Raw genomic sequence first — 19,638 nt, 5'->3', positions numbered from 1 at the left:
TTACGGTTAGGCAGGACATGTGGCTATCTCTGCAACCTCAGTATCGGTCAGGGTCCTCAATTTAGATCGATGAACTTTAATGACGCCATGTATGAGGTAAGAACGCCTGTGCGCTTACAGACTTGGTCGCGTCAGGTAGCGGCTAAATTCAAACTGGATGATTAACGATTCATTGTTCAGAGGATGCTATGGCTTTGTTTTCAGATGCTATGAATCATAATTTTTTATCTGATTATAGAAAAATAATCAGTAATAAAAAGACAAACAGTAATAGGAAAAATATCTTTAATAGAAATAATGTGATTAATCAAAAAAGAACAGCTAATAAAATAAAAACAGAGCACTTACTATTCGGAATTAATCCTCTTTTTGCTCTTATACTGTTTGCATTGTCTGGTATTCAGGTTACTCATTCCAGGCCATCAATTGAATTCAATATTGGTGCACTGGATGTCAATGAACGTGCCAATATTGATTTGGATAAATTTGCACGTGCAGGTTACATCATGCCGGGTAACTATATGATGAGTGTTCGGATGAATCAGCATGAACTCCCGGATACCTATTCTATCGATTTCATTGCACCGCCTGATGAACCAACAGACAGTGAAGCCTGTATCTCCCCTGAATTGGTGAAACAAATCGCACTGAAACAACAGTGGGTAGAAAAATTAGGGTGGCAGAATGAAGGTAAATGTCTTGATCTCAATACGTTGCCAGGTACGTCAGCCAGAGGTGATCTCGCTACTTATACGCTTTATTTAATCATACCTAAAATTTATCTGGAATATGACTTACCGGATTGGGACCCCCCTGCTCGTTGGGATCATGGGATCCCCGGATTACTGTTTGATTATAACGTTAACGCACAAACCTCTAAACCTGTTCACGGGAGTAGTAGCCAACAAATAAGTGCTATCGGAACAGCGGGCATTAATGCAGGGGAGTGGCGTTTTCGGGCTGATTGGCAGGCCAGATATAATCGTTTCAAAAACCAGGGTGGCGATAAATCAGGCTCTTCTGGTGGAAGAGAACGTGATTGGGATTGGAGCCGTTACTACATGTATCGTGCGATCCCTCGTCTGGAGGCGAAATTGACATTGGGTGAGGATTACCTCAATTCCAGCATTTTCGATAGTTTCCGCTATACGGGGGTCAGTTTAGTGACTGATGAAAATATGTTGCCCCCGAATTTACGTGGATATGCGCCTGAAGTCACAGGGGTAGCACGGACTAATGCCAAGGTAACGGTTAGACAGCAGGGGAGAGTACTGTATGAAACTCAGGTCGCTTCTGGCCCATTCCGTATTCAGGATCTTAGTGATGCGGTGGTAGGAACGCTGGATGTCAGGGTCGAAGAGCAAGACGGTGGTGTGCAAGAGTTTCAGGTTAATACTGCGACGATCCCTTATCTGACCCGCCCCGGACGAATACAGTATAAATTTGTTGGTGGTCAATCCACGAATGATAAGCACCGTCGTGAAGGGCCTGCGTTCGGCCTGGGTGAATTCTCGTGGGGAATTAACAACGGTTGGTCGCTGTATGGCGGTCTCTTAGCCGCGGGAGATTATAACGCTTTGTCACTGGGGATCGGTCGCGACTTGATGATGTTTGGTGCACTGTCGTTTGATGTAACGGAATCAAGGGCAAGATTACCGGGGGAAAATAAAAACCTTACCGGTGGATCTTATCGTCTCAGTTATTCGAAACGTTTTGATCAATATAACAGTCAGGTGACGTTTGCCGGATATCGTTTTTCTGAGCGCAATTTCATGAATATGGGGCAGTATATCGATCGCCGCTATCGCAGCGTTTCTTCCAATAGCGGTAAAGAGATGTATACCATTACTTTCAACAAACAATTTACTGATATTGGCTTAAGTACCTATCTCAACTATAGCCATCAAACTTATTGGAATCGGCCAACAAACGATCGCTATAACATTTCCTTATCTAAGTATATTGATATTGGGCGTTATAAAAATATCAGCGTCAATCTGTCAGCCTATCGTAACAATTTTGACAATAAAAAAGATGACGGCATGTATCTGAATCTTTCCATTCCGTGGGGAGAAAGTGGCACTGTCAGCTATAACGGGTTGGTTAATCGTCAGGGCAATGCGCATACAGTGGGTTATTTTGACCGTATTGATGATCGCAATAACTATCGTGTTTCAATGGGGACAAGTATTGATGGCAGGGCATCAGTTGACGGTTATTACAACCATTATGGCGACCAGACGTTGCTCACTGCCAGTGCCAGTTATCGGGATGGTGGCAATACGACGGCAGCCCTTGGCCTGCAAGGTGGGGTGACTGTAACGGCAAAAGGGGCTGCACTGCACCGTACTAATATGCCTGGCGCGACGCGCTTGATGGTAGATACAGAAGGGGTTAGCAATGTGCCTGTCCGGGGATTTGGTTCAGCGGTGCATACCAACTACTTTGGTAAAGCGGTGCTGTCCGATGTGAACAACTACTATCGCAACAGAGCAAATATTGACTTAGATAACTTGCCCGATGATGTAGAGGCATTGCGTTCTGTTCAGCAGGCAACATTAACAGAAGGCGCGATTGGTTATCGTAAATTCCAGGTGATATCAGGTATTAAAGCGATGACAATTATCAGGTTATCTGATGGTTCATCCCCGCCGTTTGGTGCATCAGTCATGAATAGTACCCAACGTGAAATCGGGATTGTCAGCGATGACGGATATGCTTATCTGAGTGGAATAAATCAGGGTGAAAAACTGCAAGTCCATTGGGATGGTGGTGCTCAGTGTGAAATTACGGTGCCAGATGAAATAACATCAGAATCTTTAACTTCACTTTTACTACCTTGCCAGTTTTTAACAGGTGATGGTAAATAAATTGTAATGAAACGATCTGAAAAATCTTTATTTAATAGAGTATTATGTTTGTTTGATTTGAAAAATGCGGCTGGTACAGCAAATATAAACATGAGTCTTTTTTGAGCTTGAGCAAATGACACTATGAAACTGAAAAATATTCTAATGATAACCGCTGTGACGGTAAGTTGCTTGATGCCAATTCATCAGGCAACGGCAGCGATAGCGCTAGATCGCACTCGCGTGATTTTTAATGGAAATACAAAATCCGTCAGCCTGAACATTGAAAATCAGCATCTTGATTTGCCTTATCTGGCACAGGCATGGATTGAAGATGATAAGGGAAATAAGATCAATGGTCCGATTGTCGTTGTTCCACCAGTACAGCGTGTTGAAGCTGGAGCGAAGAGCCAGGTCAAAATTCAAACACTGCCAGCGATAGCCCAATTGCCACAAGATCGGGAAAGCTTGTTCTATTTCAACTTACGTGAAATTCCACCACGCAGTGAAAAATCCAATGTGCTGCAAATCGCCTTGCAGACACGCGTCAAGCTGTTCTATCGCCCGGAAACAGTGATGGCACGCCGTATCGATCTTGATAATCCCTGGCAGGAAAAACTCACCTTAACCCGCGAAGGCAATCAATATGTAGTGAATAACCCAACACCTTATTACGTCACGATTTCAGAAGCATCGAATAAGGTGAACGGTAAAAGTGTCGAGGGGTTTGAGCCTCTTATGTTGGCACCCAGAAGCAGTGAAAAACTGGGAGGAAGCGCTAACTCATTAGGTAATACGCCAGTACTGACGTATGTCAATGATTATGGTGGACGTCCACAGTTAACATTCAACTGTAGTGGCAATACCTGCGCAGTGACAAAAGTTGTTACTGATTAAGTTGTACAGATGGTGTTTCATCAATCAAGGTGTTGACGGGGCATCAACACAGAATTAGCCGAAATACGATACGTTTTTTCGGTAATGAGTTGGATAAATGTAGGGTAAATAATAATGAATCCGTTAAGTATCAGATTATCCAGATATGTATTGCCGATGCTGTTTTTTTTCGGCTTTGGTAGTCAGCAAAGTGCGTATGCACGGGATAATTTGCGTCAGGATGTCAGAATTACGTTAACTGTATTTGCTCCTACTTGTTCGATTAAGACAGAAAATAAAAATATAGAAGTGGATTTTGGCAATGTTCTTAACCGTGATCTTTATCTGCAACATCGGACAAAAGGCAAGCAATTTAAACTGTATTTAGAGGATTGTGATCCTCGTATAAAACGTATTAAAGTCAAATTCTTAGGAGAGGAAAGCGAAGGGCTGCCGGGGCTGTTGGCAATTCGATCTGATGGCCGTATTCGCGGTGTTGCCATCGGTATGGAAAAAATTGACGGTACGCCGATACCGTTTAATAAAACCAGTGAATTCCCGTTATTAGCCGATAGTCAAAATAATGTGATTCCATTTCAGGCATATATACAAGCCACCCCCCATGCTATTCAAGAGAAAAAGATTGGTTTTGGTCCATTTACTGCTGTCGCGACTTTTGAAGTTAATTACGACTAGTCATGCTGACTGGTTTTTCATCCACGATCTTTAGTCAGAGTTTGATGTTATTGGAAAATAAGTTATGCGCCATATTAAAAAATCGTTGTTGAAGCTAGCAGCCCTGTTGTTTTTAGCCAGTGCCACGCATGTTTATGGTGGAGCTTATGTTATGCCGGTGAATACGCTTCCCTCATATAATCAAGCTATTACGACCATGGAAATCATTGCATGGACAGAGGAAGAAGGGATACCGAATCCTTGCTATGGCAATACCACATGCTATGTTGGCCCAGATGTGATGTATAAGAATGGGCATCGGCCGGGAATGTACGGCTCTTGCGTGGATGCAAGGGTATGTTTGGATGCACATAATTATCGGACAACCGCTGACGTTATGCGAGCTTATAAACGCAAATTTGGTATTCCTAAACGGGTAACATTTACCATCATGAACACAATGGCAGATTGTATCGGTTTATTTTATACAACTCGGATAGAATCGGGATTTGGTATTGCACAACAATTTCCCAATTCCACTTGCAATAAAATGCCGCCACCAAATCAAAATTGTCGCATTGAATTACCTTCTGAAATTGCTTATGGGGAATTAACTGCGGCAGAAGTCAATAATGCCACCCGCACAATTAATGGTACATTTGAATGCGCTGTTGGTAGCAACAAAATTATGTTGCATGCCAGATCAACTAATAATGAAGCAAACGTTTATCTCGATTCCGATAAGGAAATATATTCGACGTTACAGATTAATAAAAAAAATGCAGCAAATGGAGTGAATGTTACTACGGATGGGAGGAATGTTGTCACGCCTTTCACACTGACGTCAGTATTGCACGCACGAAATCCACCGAAAGCCGGAAAATATGAAGGTACAGCAATAGTTTATTTAACTTATTTATAAATTGAGAGTAAAGATATTATGCAAGTCAGTATGCTGGTAGGAAAAAGAATCCAAATGAAAAGAAAAGAAATTGGAGTGACAGCAGCAGAGCTGGCAGACAAAATAGGAGTGAGTCATCAGCAATTGTCACGTTATGAACGCGGAACCAATAAAATCAGTCTGGAGCATTTGGTCGCTATTTCTATTGCCCTGGAAACGCCCGCAAACTGGTTTTTAGAGGATTGTTTTATGCCCCCTAAGGTTCATATGAATAATCAATATACCTGTGTAGCAGAAACAATATTGGGTTTGTAACACGATCTTATATTGATAGCAGCCATTCCAATTCAGGAATGGCTTTGCTTTTTTACCGCCAAAAATGGCGGTATCTTATTTGATTATTTAGTCATCTTAGCATGCATTTCTTGTACAGAAATAACCTGTTCAGTAGGATCAGCGCTAAGAGCCATCGTGGTTGCAAAGCCGCCATTCAACGTTGTGTCATAGTGCACTTTATATTGCAGTGCGCTGCGACGCAGCAGTTTTGAATCCTCAATCGCTTGGCGACCTGCGGTGGTATTAACGATATAGTCATATTCACCATTTTTGATTCTGTCCTGAATATGCGGACGCCCTTCATGAACTTTATTCACCAAACGTGGGTTGATCCCGGCTTCACCCAGCACAATTGCTGTACCGTGCGTTGCGTCCAGCTCAAAGCCGTGTTTAAGTAATTTAGCAGCCAAATCGACAATACGCTCTTTATCACCTTCGCGCACAGACAGTAGCGCCCGGCCTTTTTTGCGCAGGGTAGAATTACTGCCTAACATTGCTTTTGAAAAAGCTTCGGCAAAAGTCCGGCCAACCCCCATGACTTCACCGGTAGAACGCATTTCGGGTCCCAGAATTGGGTCAACGCCTGGGAATTTATTGAATGGCAGTACCACTTCCTTTACGGAGTAGTAAGGTGGAATAATCTCTTCAATTGTCCCTTGCTCAAGCAGAGACTGACCAGCCATCACACGTGCCGCTATTTTTGCCAGCGGCATACCCGTTGCCTTCGAAACAAAGGGGACGGTACGTGCTGCGCGTGGGTTCACTTCAATCAGATAAACTTCGTTGTCTTTCACCGCAAACTGGACGTTCATCAGGCCGCGGACACGCAGTTCAAAGGCCAGTTTTTCAACTTGCTGGCGCATGACATCCTGAATTTCTTTGCTCAAGGTATAAGCCGGCAAAGAACAGGCTGAGTCACCGGAGTGAACACCCGCTTGCTCGATATGTTCCATAATGCCGCCAATCAGGACACGTTCACCATCACAGATGGCATCTACATCGACTTCAACCGCATCATCAAGGAAGCGATCCAGCAGGACTGGCGCATCGTTGGATACGCTAACCGCAGTCTGGAAGTAACGGCGCAAGTCTGACTCGTCGTATACGATTTCCATTGCACGCCCACCCAGCACATACGATGGACGAACGACCAGCGGATAACCAATCTCATTCCCTTTTTCAACCGCCAGCTCGATAGTGGATACTGTGGCATTGGCGGGTTGTTTCAGGCCAAGGCGATTAACCGCTTGCTGGAAACGTTCGCGGTCTTCTGCACGATCAATGGCATCAGGGCTGGTGCCGATAATAGGGACCCCCGCCGCTTCCAGCTCACGAGCCAGTTTCAGTGGTGTCTGGCCGCCATATTGCACGATAACCCCTTTGGGTTGTTCAACCCGCACAATTTCCAGCACGTCTTCCAGTGTAACAGGTTCAAAGTAAAGACGATCGGAAGTGTCGTAATCGGTAGAAACCGTTTCAGGGTTACAGTTCACCATGATGGTCTCAAAACCGTCTTCACGCAGGGCCAGCGAAGCATGTACACAGCAGTAATCGAACTCAATACCTTGTCCGATGCGGTTCGGACCTCCGCCCAATACCATGATTTTTGGCTTGTCACTGTTCGGGTTGGCTTCACATTCGTCTTCGTATGTGGAGTACATGTAAGCAGTATCAGTAGAGAACTCTGCCGCACAGGTATCAACCCGCTTGTAGACTGGATATAAGTTGTAGTCATAGCGTAGCTTACGGATCTCTTTATCGGAGACACCTACCAGTTTCGCCAGCCGCGCATCAGCAAAACCTTTGCGTTTCAGATGACGCAAGAAATCAGAGGTCAGTCCGTTAATACCTTGCTCTGCAACTTGTTCTTCCAGACGAATCAACTCTTCAATTTGCACCAGGAACCAGCGGTCGATATTGGTCAGGTTGAAGAGTCCATCAACAGACATGCCAGCGCGGAAAGCATCGGCGATATACCAAATGCGTTCAGCGCCAGCATCTTTCAATTCACTGCGGATTTTGGTCAGGGATTGTGGATCATCCAGATTGACTTTGGGATCAAATCCGGTCGCGCCGACTTCCAGACCGCGCAGAGCTTTCTGCATGGACTCCTGGAAAGTACGGCCAATCGCCATCACTTCACCAACAGATTTCATCTGGGTGGTCAGGCGGTCATTACTACCGGCAAATTTCTCAAAGTTGAAGCGAGGAATTTTCGTCACAACATAATCGATGGAAGGCTCGAAAGAGGCTGGAGTACGTCCGCCCGTGATGTCGTTCATCAATTCATCAAGGGTATAACCGACCGCCAGTTTTGCGGCGATTTTTGCGATTGGGAAACCTGTTGCCTTGGAAGCCAATGCTGATGAACGGGAGACACGTGGGTTCATTTCAATGACGATCAGGCGGCCATTTTTCGGATTCACTGCAAACTGAACGTTTGAACCCCCGGTTTCTACGCCAATTTCACGCAATACCGCCATCGAAGCGTTACGCATGATTTGGTATTCTTTGTCGGTCAGTGTCTGTGCTGGCGCTACGGTGATGGAGTCACCGGTATGGATACCCATGGGATCGAAGTTTTCAATGGCGCAGATGATAATGCAGTTATCGTTTTTATCCCGCACTACTTCCATCTCATACTCTTTCCAGCCAATCAGGGATTCATCGATCAGCAATTCATTGGTTGGAGAGAGGTCTAAGCCGCGTTCGCAGATTTCTTCGAACTCTTCCCGGTTGTAAGCGATACCACCACCGCTTCCACCCATGGTAAAAGAGGGGCGGATAATACAAGGGAAACCGACTTCTTCGGCTACCGCCAGCGCTTCTTCCATCGTGTGGGCAATACCAGAACGTGCTGTGTCCAGGCCGATTTTTTTCATCGCCTTGTCAAAACGCTGGCGATCTTCTGCCTTATCAATGGCATCAGCGGTAGCACCAATCATGGTAACGTCAAATTCTTTCAGTACGCCTTGGCGCTCCAGTTCCAATGCACAGTTGAGTGCCGTTTGCCCGCCCATTGTTGGCAGAATGGCATCCGGGCGCTCTTTTTCAATGATTTTGCGTACCACTTCCCAATGGATCGGCTCGATATAAGTCGCATCAGCCATTTCAGGATCGGTCATTATCGTTGCCGGGTTCGAGTTTACCAGAATGACACGATAACCTTCTTCCCGCAGCGCCTTACAAGCCTGTGCGCCAGAGTAGTCAAATTCACAAGCCTGGCCGATAACAATGGGACCAGCCCCTAAGATCAGGATACTTTTAATATCAGTACGTTTTGCCATTTTTCTTCTTCTCCTGATTATTTGGTGTTCTGAACGTTTGCCTGACGATATTGCTCAATTAACTCGATAAAGTGATCGAATAGTGAAGCGGCCTCATGTGGACCAGGGCTGGCTTCAGGGTGTCCCTGAAAACTGAATGCTGGTTTGTCAGTACGATGAATGCCTTGCAAGGTGCCATCAAAGAGTGACTTATGCGTTACACGCAGATTGGCTGGCAGTGAGCTTTCATCAACAGCAAAACCGTGGTTCTGGGCGGTGATCATAACAACATTGCGATCCAGATCTTTGACGGGATGGTTGCCGCCATGGTGACCAAACTTCATTTTCACGGTTTTTGCCCCACTGGCCAGTGCCAGCAATTGATGTCCCAGACAGATACCAAATACAGGAATTTCAGTATTCAGGAAGGATTTGATTGCTTCGATAGCATAGTCGCATGGCTCTGGGTCACCAGGTCCATTAGACAGGAAAATGCCATCCGGTGCCATTTTCAGTACTTCATCGGCGGGCGTTTTTGCCGGTACTACGGTAACGCGGCAGCCGCGATCGACCAGCATACGCAGGATGTTGCGCTTCACCCCAAAATCATAGGCCACAATGTGGTAAGGCAATTCTTGCTCTTTACGTGCTTCGGGTAGCCCATCCGCTAATGTCCAGCTTCCTTGTACCCATTGATAAGATTGTGCTGTCGTGACTTCTTTTGCCAAATCCATGCCTTTCAGGCCAGGGAATGCATGTGCTTTTTCCCGTGCAACATCGGCATCAGCCTCATTACCTGCAATAATACAGCCGTTCTGTGCCCCTTTTTCTCTTAACAGGCGGGTTAGCTTGCGTGTATCGATATCTGCGATAGCGACAATATTGTGACGTTTCAGGTAATCAGACAGGTTTTCTTCACTGCGGAAATTGCTGGTCACTAAGGGTAAATCACGAATAACTAAGCCTTGGGCTTGAATGGCGGGGGATTCTTCATCAGCGGCATTGATGCCGACATTACCAATATGGGGATAAGTAAGAGTAACAATTTGGCGGGAATAGGAAGGGTCGGTAAGTATTTCTTGATATCCGGTCATTGAGGTATTGAAGACCACTTCTCCAACAGCCACACCTTCTGCACCAATAGCGCGACCGTGAAATTGGGTTCCATCTTCCAGAACCAATATAGCTGACTTAATCAAAACGCCCTCCAAAATGAATAATTAGTTGCATCCAATGCATATTAATTCAGGGTTAGTCCTTAAAATCAATGCCAATCCTGATTTTTGACAAAATTTTGGCAAATTGCGCGCATTCTAATGATGAGAGTGGGGGTTGTCTAGAAAAAATGGCATTTTTATTGGCTTTTTTATAACTCTCGGTCTTATATTGAGTAAACATAGCTGAAAAATATAAGAAAAGTGGGATAGATAATCGATTACGGTGAGAGATAACTTGAAAACAGAAAAAAAGTATGGCTTCTCTCGTGTTCATAGGAAAAAGATAACAAAAAGGCTAAGCATTATTATAAAAACGGTCATTAATTTAGATTTTTTGTTATAAGATATTTGTATGTCATTATTACGCAACTATTTTAAAAATAATTGCGTAATTACATAGTGTTATTTATTTTTTTAAATCAGATATTGTCAAGGTTTAGGACGTCTTTCATGTTGTAAAGGCCACTGTTTTTCCCTGTTAACCACATTGCTGCTTTAATTGCACCGTTAGCAAAAGTCATGCGGCTTGAGGCCTTGTGGCTTATTTCTACACGTTCACCGATATCGGCAAAGATCGCGGTATGTTCTCCAACGATATCCCCTGCTCGGATGGTGGCAAATCCAATGCTTTTAGGATCGCGTTCTCCCGTATGGCCTTCACGGGTATAAACGGCGCAGGTGTTGAGATCACGGCCTAATGCATTAGCGATAGACTCTCCCATTGCCAGTGCGGTTCCCGACGGAGCATCCACTTTATGGCGGTGGTGGGCTTCAATAATCTCGATATCAGTATATTCCCCCATCACTGCGGCGGCTTTTTCCAGCAGTTTTAGTACCAGATTGACACCGACACTAAAATTTGCAGCAAAAACAATGGGGATTTCACGGGAGGCTTCTGTAATCGCTTGTTTACCGGCATCATCAAAACCTGTTGTGCCAATGACCATTGATTTACGATATTGCCGACAAATGGAGAGGTACGCCAGTGTGCCTTCTGGACGGGTAAAATCGACCAGTACATCAAAGTGTTCAATAACCCGGTGCAGGTCATCATTAATCATCACGCCGTTTTTACCCATGCCTGCCAGCTCTCCAGCATCGGTGCCTACCAATGAAGAGCCGGAACGCTCTAATGCTGCACCAAGTATAACACCATCCAACTGCTGGACGGCCTGAATAAGATTGCGTCCCATGCGCCCGCCAGCACCGACGATAGCGACGCGAATATCTGTATCAGCCATAAGGCCCTCTCTGTAAATCATTTTTAATTGAGGTGACAAAGGAAACTGTTCTACAGCTTAACTGGCAAGGACTGGCAGCGCCAGATTTATAGCTTGTTCATAAGAAAAACAGGGATCATGTTGGAAATTATAAAATTTATCTATTCAGGGTTCGTCAGCGTCTAATGAAAAACCATATTATACTGATTAACCAAATACGTATGTTGAGGCTGGAGGAGATATAAGACGCATATTGAAGTTATATTGGTATATAATGTAGTATTTCCACTGTGATTCACTTATTATAATAAACACTTTTAGTTTATGTTTAAATTTAATTGATATTCTGACGAGCTTATATGTTTTTTTACAATAAAATATCTTGGTGGTATTTTATAAAAACAGTAAGTTATTCCGTCTTATACCATGGCCTGACAAAGTTAATTTATTTTTATGTTAATATGAGCCATAAGTTTTTTTAATAAAGTAGAGTTGGTTGTATATCATGATATTGGAATAATAAAAATCCAATTAATTAAATTATTGCATAGGATAGCATCATGTTCAGATCAAAATCTTTTAATATTCTTCGGCCTGCAACATTGGATTCCTTAACTCATGCTAAGTCTGTTTCAGATATCTCCTCAGCAGTGATTGATGTCAGCATTTTTATAACAATCAGGGAAGTTAGCCCACATGAAGCATTAAATGTAACTAATATAATAATGACAACCACCATGAACACTGAATGGAAATGTAGTAGCTCCGAATACTTGCCTGGTGATAATGAACAAGAAAAATGGAACATGAGATATGATTCTGCATATTCTATGTTTGAGCTTGTACATAACAACATCGAGCGTTTTATTAGGAGAAAAAAATTATCAAGAATGGATTCATTATTTTTTGCTGCCTATTTTAAAGGTGTTCCTGTTGGAATTTTAGCATTTACTCCTGCAAATGACATAACTTCTGAGCTGCCTACGGTTGAGTATTTGGCAACACATTGTGGTATTAGAAATTGTGGTGTTTTACTAATGGAACATGCAGTGAATAAATCACAGCAATTAGGAAACAATGGTAAGATAAAACTTTTTCCATTAAGTGAAGCTACGCCGGCATACATTAACATGGGATTTTCTCGTGGTGATTTAGGATACTGGGTGTTAGATCCTGCTAACAGTCATAAATGGCGTTTTAACCTTAGAAATAAGGGCTATAGATATATAACATGTTGACTTAATATACCAATCTAACTTCAAGATGCGTGTAATTTCTCTCCGCGAAGCGGGGGAAAAATCAGGTTTCATATAATGTTGTAAATTGCAACTTGAAGTTTATCAAGTGCATACGGAATTATTAGGAGAAAATGATGTTTAGATCAAAATCTTTTAATACTCATCAACCTTTAGCATCTGGCTCTTTAACCCGAACACAATCCTTTTCAGAGAAATGGCCAAGCTCAGTCAATGTAAGAGCATCCATCGTTATTAAGGAGGTTAATCCACAAGAAGCGTTAGCTGCAGTGCGTCAGATAAGAGAAGAAATGGCGAGTAATGGTTGGAAATGTGGTAATGGTGATAGTGAGCAGAAAAAATGGAATAGTCGGTTTGCTAAAGCACATAGTATATTGGGTGGCATAGGAATAAATGCAGGACAACCTATACCAGGAGAGAATTCATCATTTTTTGTTGCTTATTTTAGGGGGACTCCCATAGGGGGATTACAGATGTCTTCAAGTGATAATACCTCCACTGATTTTCCTAAAGTTAATTATTTAGCGACTCATTGCGGTATTCGAGATTGTGGGGTTTTACTGATTGAACAGGCAGTAAATAAATCGCAACAATTGGGGAAGAACGGTAATCTAAAACTTCGAGCAGTAATTGACGCTGTACCGGCATATATGAAGATGGGATTTGTTGTGACAGAATCTTACATGGAATTACACCCGATTGAGTGCAATGACAAATGGAAATATGATGGGATAACTAATACTTATCGATATAAGTTTATCTAAATTTCAATCAGAGCACTCAAGACATCGTCATGTATTCGGATTTTTTGTGGGAGATCGGGTCGGGATTTATTTCTTATCCTTCCCAACCCATCTTTATAACTTAAAAAAGCTTATCTGAGTTAATTAACCTCTTTCACTTCAACCCGTAACTCTTTTGGTACTTCAAAAACGATATTTTCTTCTCTGCCATGCAGCTCGATAACTGTTTCTGCGCCAAACGTTTTCAGGCGTTCAATCACTTGTTGTACCAAAATATCCGGTGCCGATGCCCCCGCTGTGACACCTACTGCGTTCACACCTGTGATCCACTCTGCCTGGATATCCTTAGCTGAATCAATCAAATAGGCAGGCTTGCCTACGCGTTGTGCAAGTTCGGCCAGGCGGTTCGAATTTGATGAGTTTTTAGAACCAACAACCAACACGACATCAGCCCCTGATGCCAAATCACGCACGGCTTCCTGACGGTTAGTTGTGGCATAGCAGATATCGTCTTTGCGTGGGCCGACAATATTGGGAAACCTTGCATTAAGCGCATCAATTACTTCGGAGGTGTCATCAACCGAAAGTGTCGTTTGTGTCATAAAACAGAGGTTATTTTCATCCTTAACTTGCAGTTTCCACACTCTTCCGGTGATTCCACCAGATACATGCCCCCTTTGGGGTTATTGTATTGCCCCATGGTGCCTTCTACTTCAGGATGACCAGCATGTCCGATTAAAATCGCTTCTTTACCTTTTCGACTGGCTCTTGCGACTTCCATATGAACTTTGGTGACCAATGGGCAGGTAGCATCAAACAGCATGGTTAAATCACGGGAGCGGGCTTCCGCACGGATGGCTTGAGATACGCCATGAGCAGAAAAGATCAGAATGGCGCCATCGGGCACTTCTGAAATTTCTTCAATGAAAATAGCGCCAAGATTTCTGAGATTGTCAACCACATAGCGGTTATGTACCACTTCATGGCGAACATAAATGGGAGCGCCGTACAATTCCAGCGCCCGTTCCACGATGCTGATAGCACGATCAACACCGGCACAGAAACCACGAGGGTTAGCCAGCAATATTTGCATGGTTTTCCTCCAACTGAGGGTCAATTTCCAGCACTTCAATCTCAAAAGTGATGTTTTGTTCAGCCAGCGGATGGTTAAAATCAACAGTAATGGAACCTTCAGCCACGTCTTTGATAAACCCCGGCATTTCACTGCCGTTCATGGCTGTAAATAACATGATGGTGCCTACTTCTGGGATACCGGCATCGGAAAAATCACGAGGAATGAAATATTGGACTAAATCAGGGTTGTGTTTGCCAAAAATGGTTTCTCCAGCCAGAGTAAATTGATGCTTATCACCGACTTTCAAACCAAGAAGTTGCTCTTCTAATGGGGCAGAGAGACTACCATTACCGAGGCGGAATAATGCGGGTTTACCTTGGTTGTAAGTCGAATCCGCTGTAGAGCCATCATCCAGCTTTAATGTGAAATGTAATAAAACTGCACTGTGCGTTTGCACCTGCATTGACATATTGCTCAAGCCTTTTACTTAAAAAATGATTGCAAATATACCACTATTGGGTATAGACGGAGTTACCAGCCCCAGTTAACTAAGCCGGAGCTGGTTTTATTATCATTCTTTCAATGACTAAGTTTTCGAGACCGCTTGCTTGTCCTTGTCATCAGGGCTGATAAAGCTCTCAATGATAATGAGAGCTGCCCCGATGCAAATTGCAGAATCGGCAATATTAAAGGTAGGCCAGTGCCATTCTCCGACATAAAAGTCGATAAAATCGACAACAAAGCCATGTACCAGCCTGTCGAACAAATTTCCCAAAGCCCCACCAATCACTAAGGCGTAGGCAATATTGCTCAGTTTCTGCCTGGCATGGGAACGATACATCATGACCAGCAGTACAACCGTGATGGCAGTTGCCACCAATGCAAAGAACCAACGCTGCCAGCCGCCCTTATCGGCCAGAAAACTGAAAGCCGCCCCTAAATTCTGGGCATAGGTCAGATTGAAATAAGGTATCAATGGAACGGATTCATACAGTGTGAAATGCTGCAACACTAGGTGCTTACTGCCCAAATCCAGTATTAATACCACAACAACCAGCCAAAGCCAGCGAAGTCCGGTGGAACAAATGGGTTTACTCATCAGGCAAATTTACGCTCTTCACCGTTACCGGCAACGTTAGTCACACAGCGGCCGCAAAGTTCTGCATGTTCCGCCACCTGGCCCACGTTTTTAGCATAGTGCCAGCAACGTGGACATTTTTCTCCGTCTGCTTTGCGCAAGGCCACTTTCAGGCCCGTAATTTCACTTTGCTGCGCATCCTCACCGGCGGTTGCATAAGCAGCAACGTCAACCTGAGATGTCAGCAGGACAAAGCGTAGTTCATCAGACAGTTTGTTGAGTTTTTCTGCCAGTGCTTCATCTGCATAGAGTGTGACGGCTGCTTCCAATGAACTGCGGATATGTTTGTCATTACGAGCCTGTTCCAGAACTTTGTTCACTTCGCTACGTACTGCCAGCAGATCAGCCCAGAAAGTATCGTTCATATCTTCGCCATCTGCCAGACCAAACAGTCCGTTGTACCACTCTTCGGTAAAGACGTATTGAGTACGTTTACCGGGCAATTCATGCCAGATTTCATCGGCAGTAAACGACAGGATCGGCATCATCCAGCGAACCAGGGCTTCTGCAATATGGAACAAGGCAGTCTGGCAGCTACGACGAGCAAGACCGTCACTTTTCGCGGTGTATTGGCGATCTTTGATGATATCCAGATAGAACGAACCCATTTCCACAGAACAGAACTGCATCAAGCGTTGAACTACTGAGTGGAAATCATACTCTTCATAGTATTTGAGGATATCTGTCTGTGCTGCCTGAGCACGGCCAACTGCCCAGCGATCCAGAACAACCATATCTTCTGCTTTTACCATGTGCTCTTCCGGGTTGAAACCGTTCAGGTTTGCCAGCAGGAAGCGGGCGGTGTTACGGATACGACGGTAAGCATCAGCAGAACGCTTCAGGATCTCGTCAGAAACCGCGATTTCGCCAGTATAGTCAGTTGCTGCCACCCATAAACGCAGGATATCTGCGCCCAGTTTATTCATCACATCTTGTGGGCTGATGGTATTACCGATGGATTTGGACATCTTACGCCCTTGTTCATCAACGGTAAAACCATGAGTCAGAACCTGACGATAAGGGGCTTTGCCTTTAATCGCCGTAGACAACATCAGTGAAGACATAAACCAGCCACGGTGCTGGTCAGAACCTTCCAGATACAGATCGGCTGAATTGCCGTTGAATTCTGGACGTGCATCTACAACCGAAGAATGGGTACTTCCTGAATCAAACCAAACATCCAGTGTGTCTGACGCCTTGGTGTAATCTGCGGCCTCATCACCCAGCAGGTCTGCTGCATCCAGATCCCACCATGCTTGAATGCCATCGACTTCAACGCGCTTGGCGACTTCTTCAATCAATTCAACGGTGCGAGGATGTGGCTCTTGGGTCTCTTTATGAATGAACAGAGACATTGGCACGCCCCATGTACGCTGGCGGGAAATACACCAGTCTGGACGGTTTTCTACCATTGATTCGATACGTGCCTGTCCCCAGCCAGGTATCCACTGAACATCTTTGATCTCTTGCAGCGATTGTTCGCGCAAACCATTTTTGTCCATGCTGATGAACCATTGTGGTGTTGCACGGAAGATAATCGGTTTTTTGTGGCGCCAGCAGCACGGGTAACTGTGTTGAATTTTTGCCAGATTCAGCAATGCGCCTTTCTCTTGCAACAATTCAACAATGATATCGTTAGCTTTGAAGACAAATTGTCCATCCAGAGAAGGATAAGTACCAGAGATATAGCAGCCATTCGGGCCAACCGGGTTGGCGATTTCAAGGCCATATTTTAAGCTGATAGCGTAATCCTCTGGACCGTGACCACCCGCAGTATGGACTGCACCTGTACCGGCTTCAAGCGTTACGTGATCACCGAGGATGGCGGGAACATCGTAGCTCATGAATGGATGGTTGAAGCGCAACAGTTCCAGAACCGCACCTGAGCAATCGCCTAAAACTTCCCATGCAGTGATACCCGCGCGCTGCATAACGTTTTCGACAAGTTCAGCCGCCAGAATGATACATTCGTCATTGATTTTGACCAATTGGTAGGTGATTTCTGCACCCAAGGCAATCGCACGGTTTGCTGGTAATGTCCACGGGGTGGTTGTCCAGATGATTAAAGAAACAGGCAGACCTTGTGGTTGTACAGCAAATTTGGCATACACGGCATCAGCATCAACGGCCGCGAAGCGCACGTCGATGGAAGGGGACGTTTTATCGTAGTATTCCACTTCCGCTTCGGCGAGGGAGGAACCACAATCAGTACACCAGTGAACGGGTTTTACGCCTTTCAGCAAGTGCCCATTTTTGATAATGCGGCCGAGAGCACGAATGATGTCGGCTTCCGTTTTGAAGTCCATGGTCAGGTAAGGTTTATCCCAATCACCCAGGACACCCAGACGTTTGAAGCCCACTTTCTGTGCTTCGACCTGAGTCATGGCATATTTACGGCACTCAGCACGGAATTCAGCGGCGGAAAATTTTTCCCCTGGCTTGCCGATAATTTGCTCAACCTTAAGCTCAATAGGCAAACCGTGGCAGTCCCAACCTGGAATATAAGGCGAGTCGAAGCCTGATAGCCCCTTGGACTTAATAACAATATCTTTGAGAATTTTATTAACTGAGTGACCAATATGAATATCGCCGTTTGCATAAGGAGGACCATCATGCAAAATAAACGTTTTCTTGCCAGATTTTGCTTTTCTAATTGCCTGATACAAACCTTCTTTGTACCAACGTTTCAACATATCTGGTTCGCGCTTAGCTAAATCCCCGCGCATAGGGAACCCTGTTTCCGGTAAATTCAGGGTATCTTTATAGTCACTCATTATAGATTCTCAGTTCCAATTTTCCGCTAGATACATGACTTGGATCGCTGCAAGAGATAGTTTCTCGCAGCAACCACATCATTTGCGATTTGCTGTTTAAGCGCATCAAGAGAAGCAAATCGCTGCTCATTACGCAATTTTTTACGTAATACTACATCAATATGACGCCCATACAGATCCATTTGGGTATCAATCAAATGCACTTCAAGTTGTTGGCCTTGACCCGCAACGGTAGGGCGATTGCCGATGTTTGCAACACCTGGTAGGGGGTTATCACCCAATCCATGGACTTCAACAGCATAAACGCCCTGAACAGGCGCAACCAGACGTTTCAACGGTAAGTTAGCAGTAGGAAAACCGATAGTGCGTCCCAATTGCTTACCGTGAACAACTCTGCCACTTATACTGTAAGGATGCCCCAATAATATTTCAGCCAAAGCCAGATCATCACTTTGCAGTGCCTGACGAATGGCTGTACTGCTGATCCTAAGACCGCTGTCACAAAAACTGTCTGTGCTGGTAATATCAAAACCATATTGCTTACCTGCTCGCTGCAAATAGTGAAAATCCCCGCGGCGATTTTTGCCAAAACGGAAATCATCACCTACTGCCAGAAACTTAACACCCAGTTTTTCAATGAGCAACTGTGACACAAAAGCTTCAGGTGAGTTAGCTGCAAAATGTTTGTCAAATTTCACGCATAACAGATAATCAACGCCATTTTGAGCTAGATACTTTATTTTATCTCTCAGCCTGGTCAGGCGAGCTGGTGCTTTATCTGCCACAAAAACTTCCAGAGGCTGCGGTTCGAAAATCATGACCATCGTCGGTAATCCGAAACGCTGCCCTTCTTGCTTCAAGTGTTTTAGTAAAGCCTGATGCCCGCGATGGACACCATCAAAATTACCAATCGTCAGCACGCAACCATGGTGACGCGCCCGGATATTGTGTATACCGCGAATTAGCTCCATAGCTGGCTCAATACCGTGGAAATTGCCGGATTATACCTTGTACAAAGCTCAAGGTTAACCCACGATCACAAAGGGTTTTAATTAATAAACTGATTCATACAATAAAAATAGGCTAGATGCCCGAAAAATATTTAATTTATCGCATTTCTCTGTGATTCATTCAGTTTTTTATTGCGAAAGACTGTATTCCCTCTGAGTAAGCTGATAAAATCCCGCCCCATCACAACGTAATCGGCGTCGCTGTACAACGACGCTTATTTGCACAAATCCATTGACAAAAGAAGGCTGAACAGGCATATTCCTCGGCCTTTGAATTGTCCTCGATAGAATATATTTGGGAG

The 19,638-nt window shown here is 44.4% G+C and carries 14 protein-coding genes and 1 pseudogene; 7 read left to right on the top strand and 8 right to left on the bottom strand.

The features are described 5' to 3' along the window. The first annotated feature begins 209 nt into the window (after positions 1–209). The 5 genes from ACSJJG_RS16835 (at position 210) to ACSJJG_RS16815 (ending at position 5,616) form a co-directional block, all read left to right on the top strand. Positions 210–2,870, top strand: coding sequence for an outer membrane usher protein (locus tag ACSJJG_RS16835; protein WP_481090464.1), 2,661 nt, complete (start codon positions 210–212; stop codon positions 2,868–2,870). A gap of 123 nt (positions 2,871–2,993) precedes the next feature. Then, a complete protein-coding gene (locus ACSJJG_RS16830; protein ID WP_481089988.1) occupies positions 2,994–3,746 on the top strand; it encodes a fimbria/pilus periplasmic chaperone in 753 nt (250 codons plus the stop codon). Positions 3,747–3,860: 114 nt separating this feature from the next. Then, on the top strand, positions 3,861–4,421 hold the full coding sequence (locus tag ACSJJG_RS16825; RefSeq protein ID WP_481089987.1) for a fimbrial protein: 561 nt from the start codon (positions 3,861–3,863) through the stop codon (positions 4,419–4,421). Between the two features lie 64 nt (positions 4,422–4,485). After that, positions 4,486–5,322 (top strand): MrpH family fimbial adhesin, encoded by an 837-nt coding sequence (locus tag ACSJJG_RS16820; protein ID WP_481089986.1) that lies wholly within the window; start codon positions 4,486–4,488, stop codon positions 5,320–5,322. An 18-nt stretch (positions 5,323–5,340) separates the two neighbouring features. Continuing rightward, entirely contained in the window at positions 5,341–5,616 is a 276-nt protein-coding gene (locus ACSJJG_RS16815) for a helix-turn-helix domain-containing protein (RefSeq protein ID WP_047766705.1), read from the top strand. Positions 5,617–5,699: 83 nt separating this feature from the next. On the opposite strand, the gene carB is transcribed toward ACSJJG_RS16815, so the two are convergent. The 3 genes from carB to dapB all read right to left on the bottom strand — a co-directional run bounded on the left by carB (position 5,700) and on the right by dapB (position 11,361). Beyond that, on the bottom strand, positions 5,700–8,924 hold the full coding sequence (gene carB, locus ACSJJG_RS16810) for a carbamoyl-phosphate synthase large subunit (protein ID WP_481089985.1): 3,225 nt from the start codon (positions 8,922–8,924) through the stop codon (positions 5,700–5,702). Between the two features lie 17 nt (positions 8,925–8,941). After that, positions 8,942–10,102: a glutamine-hydrolyzing carbamoyl-phosphate synthase small subunit gene (gene carA / locus ACSJJG_RS16805; RefSeq protein WP_481089984.1), complete on the bottom strand. Its 1,161-nt coding sequence runs from the start codon at positions 10,100–10,102 to the stop codon at positions 8,942–8,944. Between the two features lie 437 nt (positions 10,103–10,539). Further along, complete coding sequence (gene dapB / locus ACSJJG_RS16800) at positions 10,540–11,361, bottom strand: 4-hydroxy-tetrahydrodipicolinate reductase (RefSeq protein ID WP_481089983.1); 822 nt, start codon at positions 11,359–11,361, stop codon at positions 10,540–10,542. A gap of 539 nt (positions 11,362–11,900) precedes the next feature. Here dapB and ACSJJG_RS16795 point away from each other — a divergent pair. Together ACSJJG_RS16795 and ACSJJG_RS16790 are read left to right on the top strand one after the other, a co-directional pair. Then, positions 11,901–12,578 (top strand): GNAT family N-acetyltransferase, encoded by a 678-nt coding sequence (locus ACSJJG_RS16795; RefSeq protein ID WP_189758306.1) that lies wholly within the window; start codon positions 11,901–11,903, stop codon positions 12,576–12,578. Positions 12,579–12,709: 131 nt separating this feature from the next. Continuing rightward, positions 12,710–13,360: a GNAT family N-acetyltransferase gene (locus tag ACSJJG_RS16790; RefSeq protein ID WP_193836328.1), complete on the top strand. Its 651-nt coding sequence runs from the start codon at positions 12,710–12,712 to the stop codon at positions 13,358–13,360. A gap of 119 nt (positions 13,361–13,479) precedes the next feature. Here the strand turns inward: ACSJJG_RS16790 and ispH are convergent. From ispH to ribF, 5 genes and pseudogenes are all read right to left on the bottom strand, one after another. After that, positions 13,480–14,432, bottom strand: a pseudogene (gene ispH / locus ACSJJG_RS16785) (4-hydroxy-3-methylbut-2-enyl diphosphate reductase). Next, positions 14,413–14,883: an FKBP-type peptidyl-prolyl cis-trans isomerase gene (fkpB, locus tag ACSJJG_RS16780; RefSeq protein WP_481089982.1), complete on the bottom strand. Its 471-nt coding sequence runs from the start codon at positions 14,881–14,883 to the stop codon at positions 14,413–14,415. The pseudogene ispH and the gene fkpB overlap by 20 nt, the downstream one beginning before the upstream one ends. A gap of 117 nt (positions 14,884–15,000) precedes the next feature. Further along, the gene (gene lspA, locus ACSJJG_RS16775) at positions 15,001–15,513 is read right to left on the bottom strand and encodes a signal peptidase II (protein ID WP_481089981.1); all 513 of its coding nucleotides are present in this window, start codon (positions 15,511–15,513) and stop codon (positions 15,001–15,003) included. Further along, the gene (ileS, locus tag ACSJJG_RS16770; protein ID WP_481089980.1) at positions 15,513–18,326 is read right to left on the bottom strand and encodes an isoleucine--tRNA ligase; all 2,814 of its coding nucleotides are present in this window, start codon (positions 18,324–18,326) and stop codon (positions 15,513–15,515) included. Before ileS ends, lspA begins: the two co-directional genes overlap by 1 nt. A 26-nt stretch (positions 18,327–18,352) precedes the next feature. Continuing rightward, entirely contained in the window at positions 18,353–19,297 is a 945-nt protein-coding gene (gene ribF / locus ACSJJG_RS16765) for a bifunctional riboflavin kinase/FAD synthetase (protein WP_481089979.1), read from the bottom strand. Positions 19,298–19,638 lie beyond the last annotated feature (341 nt).

The sequence above is a fragment of the Xenorhabdus sp. SGI 60 genome, from assembly GCF_056632175.1.
This window is presented reverse-complemented; position numbering and strand designations above follow the sequence as displayed.

Excerpts from the sequence above, each read along its gene's own strand:
- ribF (WP_481089979.1), bottom strand. The coding sequence starts at position 19,297 with ATGGAGCTAATTCGCGGTATACACAATATCCGGGCGCGTCACCATGGT.
- ACSJJG_RS16820 (WP_481089986.1), top strand. The coding sequence starts at position 4,486 with ATGCGCCATATTAAAAAATCGTTGTTGAAGCTAGCAGCCCTGTTGTTT.
- carB (WP_481089985.1), bottom strand. The coding sequence starts at position 8,924 with ATGGCAAAACGTACTGATATTAAAAGTATCCTGATCTTAGGGGCTGGT.
- dapB (WP_481089983.1), bottom strand. The coding sequence starts at position 11,361 with ATGGCTGATACAGATATTCGCGTCGCTATCGTCGGTGCTGGCGGGCGC.
- ACSJJG_RS16815 (WP_047766705.1), top strand. The coding sequence starts at position 5,341 with ATGCAAGTCAGTATGCTGGTAGGAAAAAGAATCCAAATGAAAAGAAAA.
- ACSJJG_RS16825 (WP_481089987.1), top strand. The coding sequence starts at position 3,861 with ATGAATCCGTTAAGTATCAGATTATCCAGATATGTATTGCCGATGCTG.
- ileS (WP_481089980.1), bottom strand. The coding sequence starts at position 18,326 with ATGAGTGACTATAAAGATACCCTGAATTTACCGGAAACAGGGTTCCCT.
- ACSJJG_RS16795 (WP_189758306.1), top strand. The coding sequence starts at position 11,901 with ATGTTCAGATCAAAATCTTTTAATATTCTTCGGCCTGCAACATTGGAT.
- ACSJJG_RS16835 (WP_481090464.1), top strand. The coding sequence starts at position 210 with ATGAATCATAATTTTTTATCTGATTATAGAAAAATAATCAGTAATAAA.
- fkpB (WP_481089982.1), bottom strand. The coding sequence starts at position 14,883 with ATGTCAATGCAGGTGCAAACGCACAGTGCAGTTTTATTACATTTCACA.
- ACSJJG_RS16830 (WP_481089988.1), top strand. The coding sequence starts at position 2,994 with ATGAAACTGAAAAATATTCTAATGATAACCGCTGTGACGGTAAGTTGC.
- ACSJJG_RS16790 (WP_193836328.1), top strand. The coding sequence starts at position 12,710 with ATGATGTTTAGATCAAAATCTTTTAATACTCATCAACCTTTAGCATCT.
- lspA (WP_481089981.1), bottom strand. The coding sequence starts at position 15,513 with ATGAGTAAACCCATTTGTTCCACCGGACTTCGCTGGCTTTGGCTGGTT.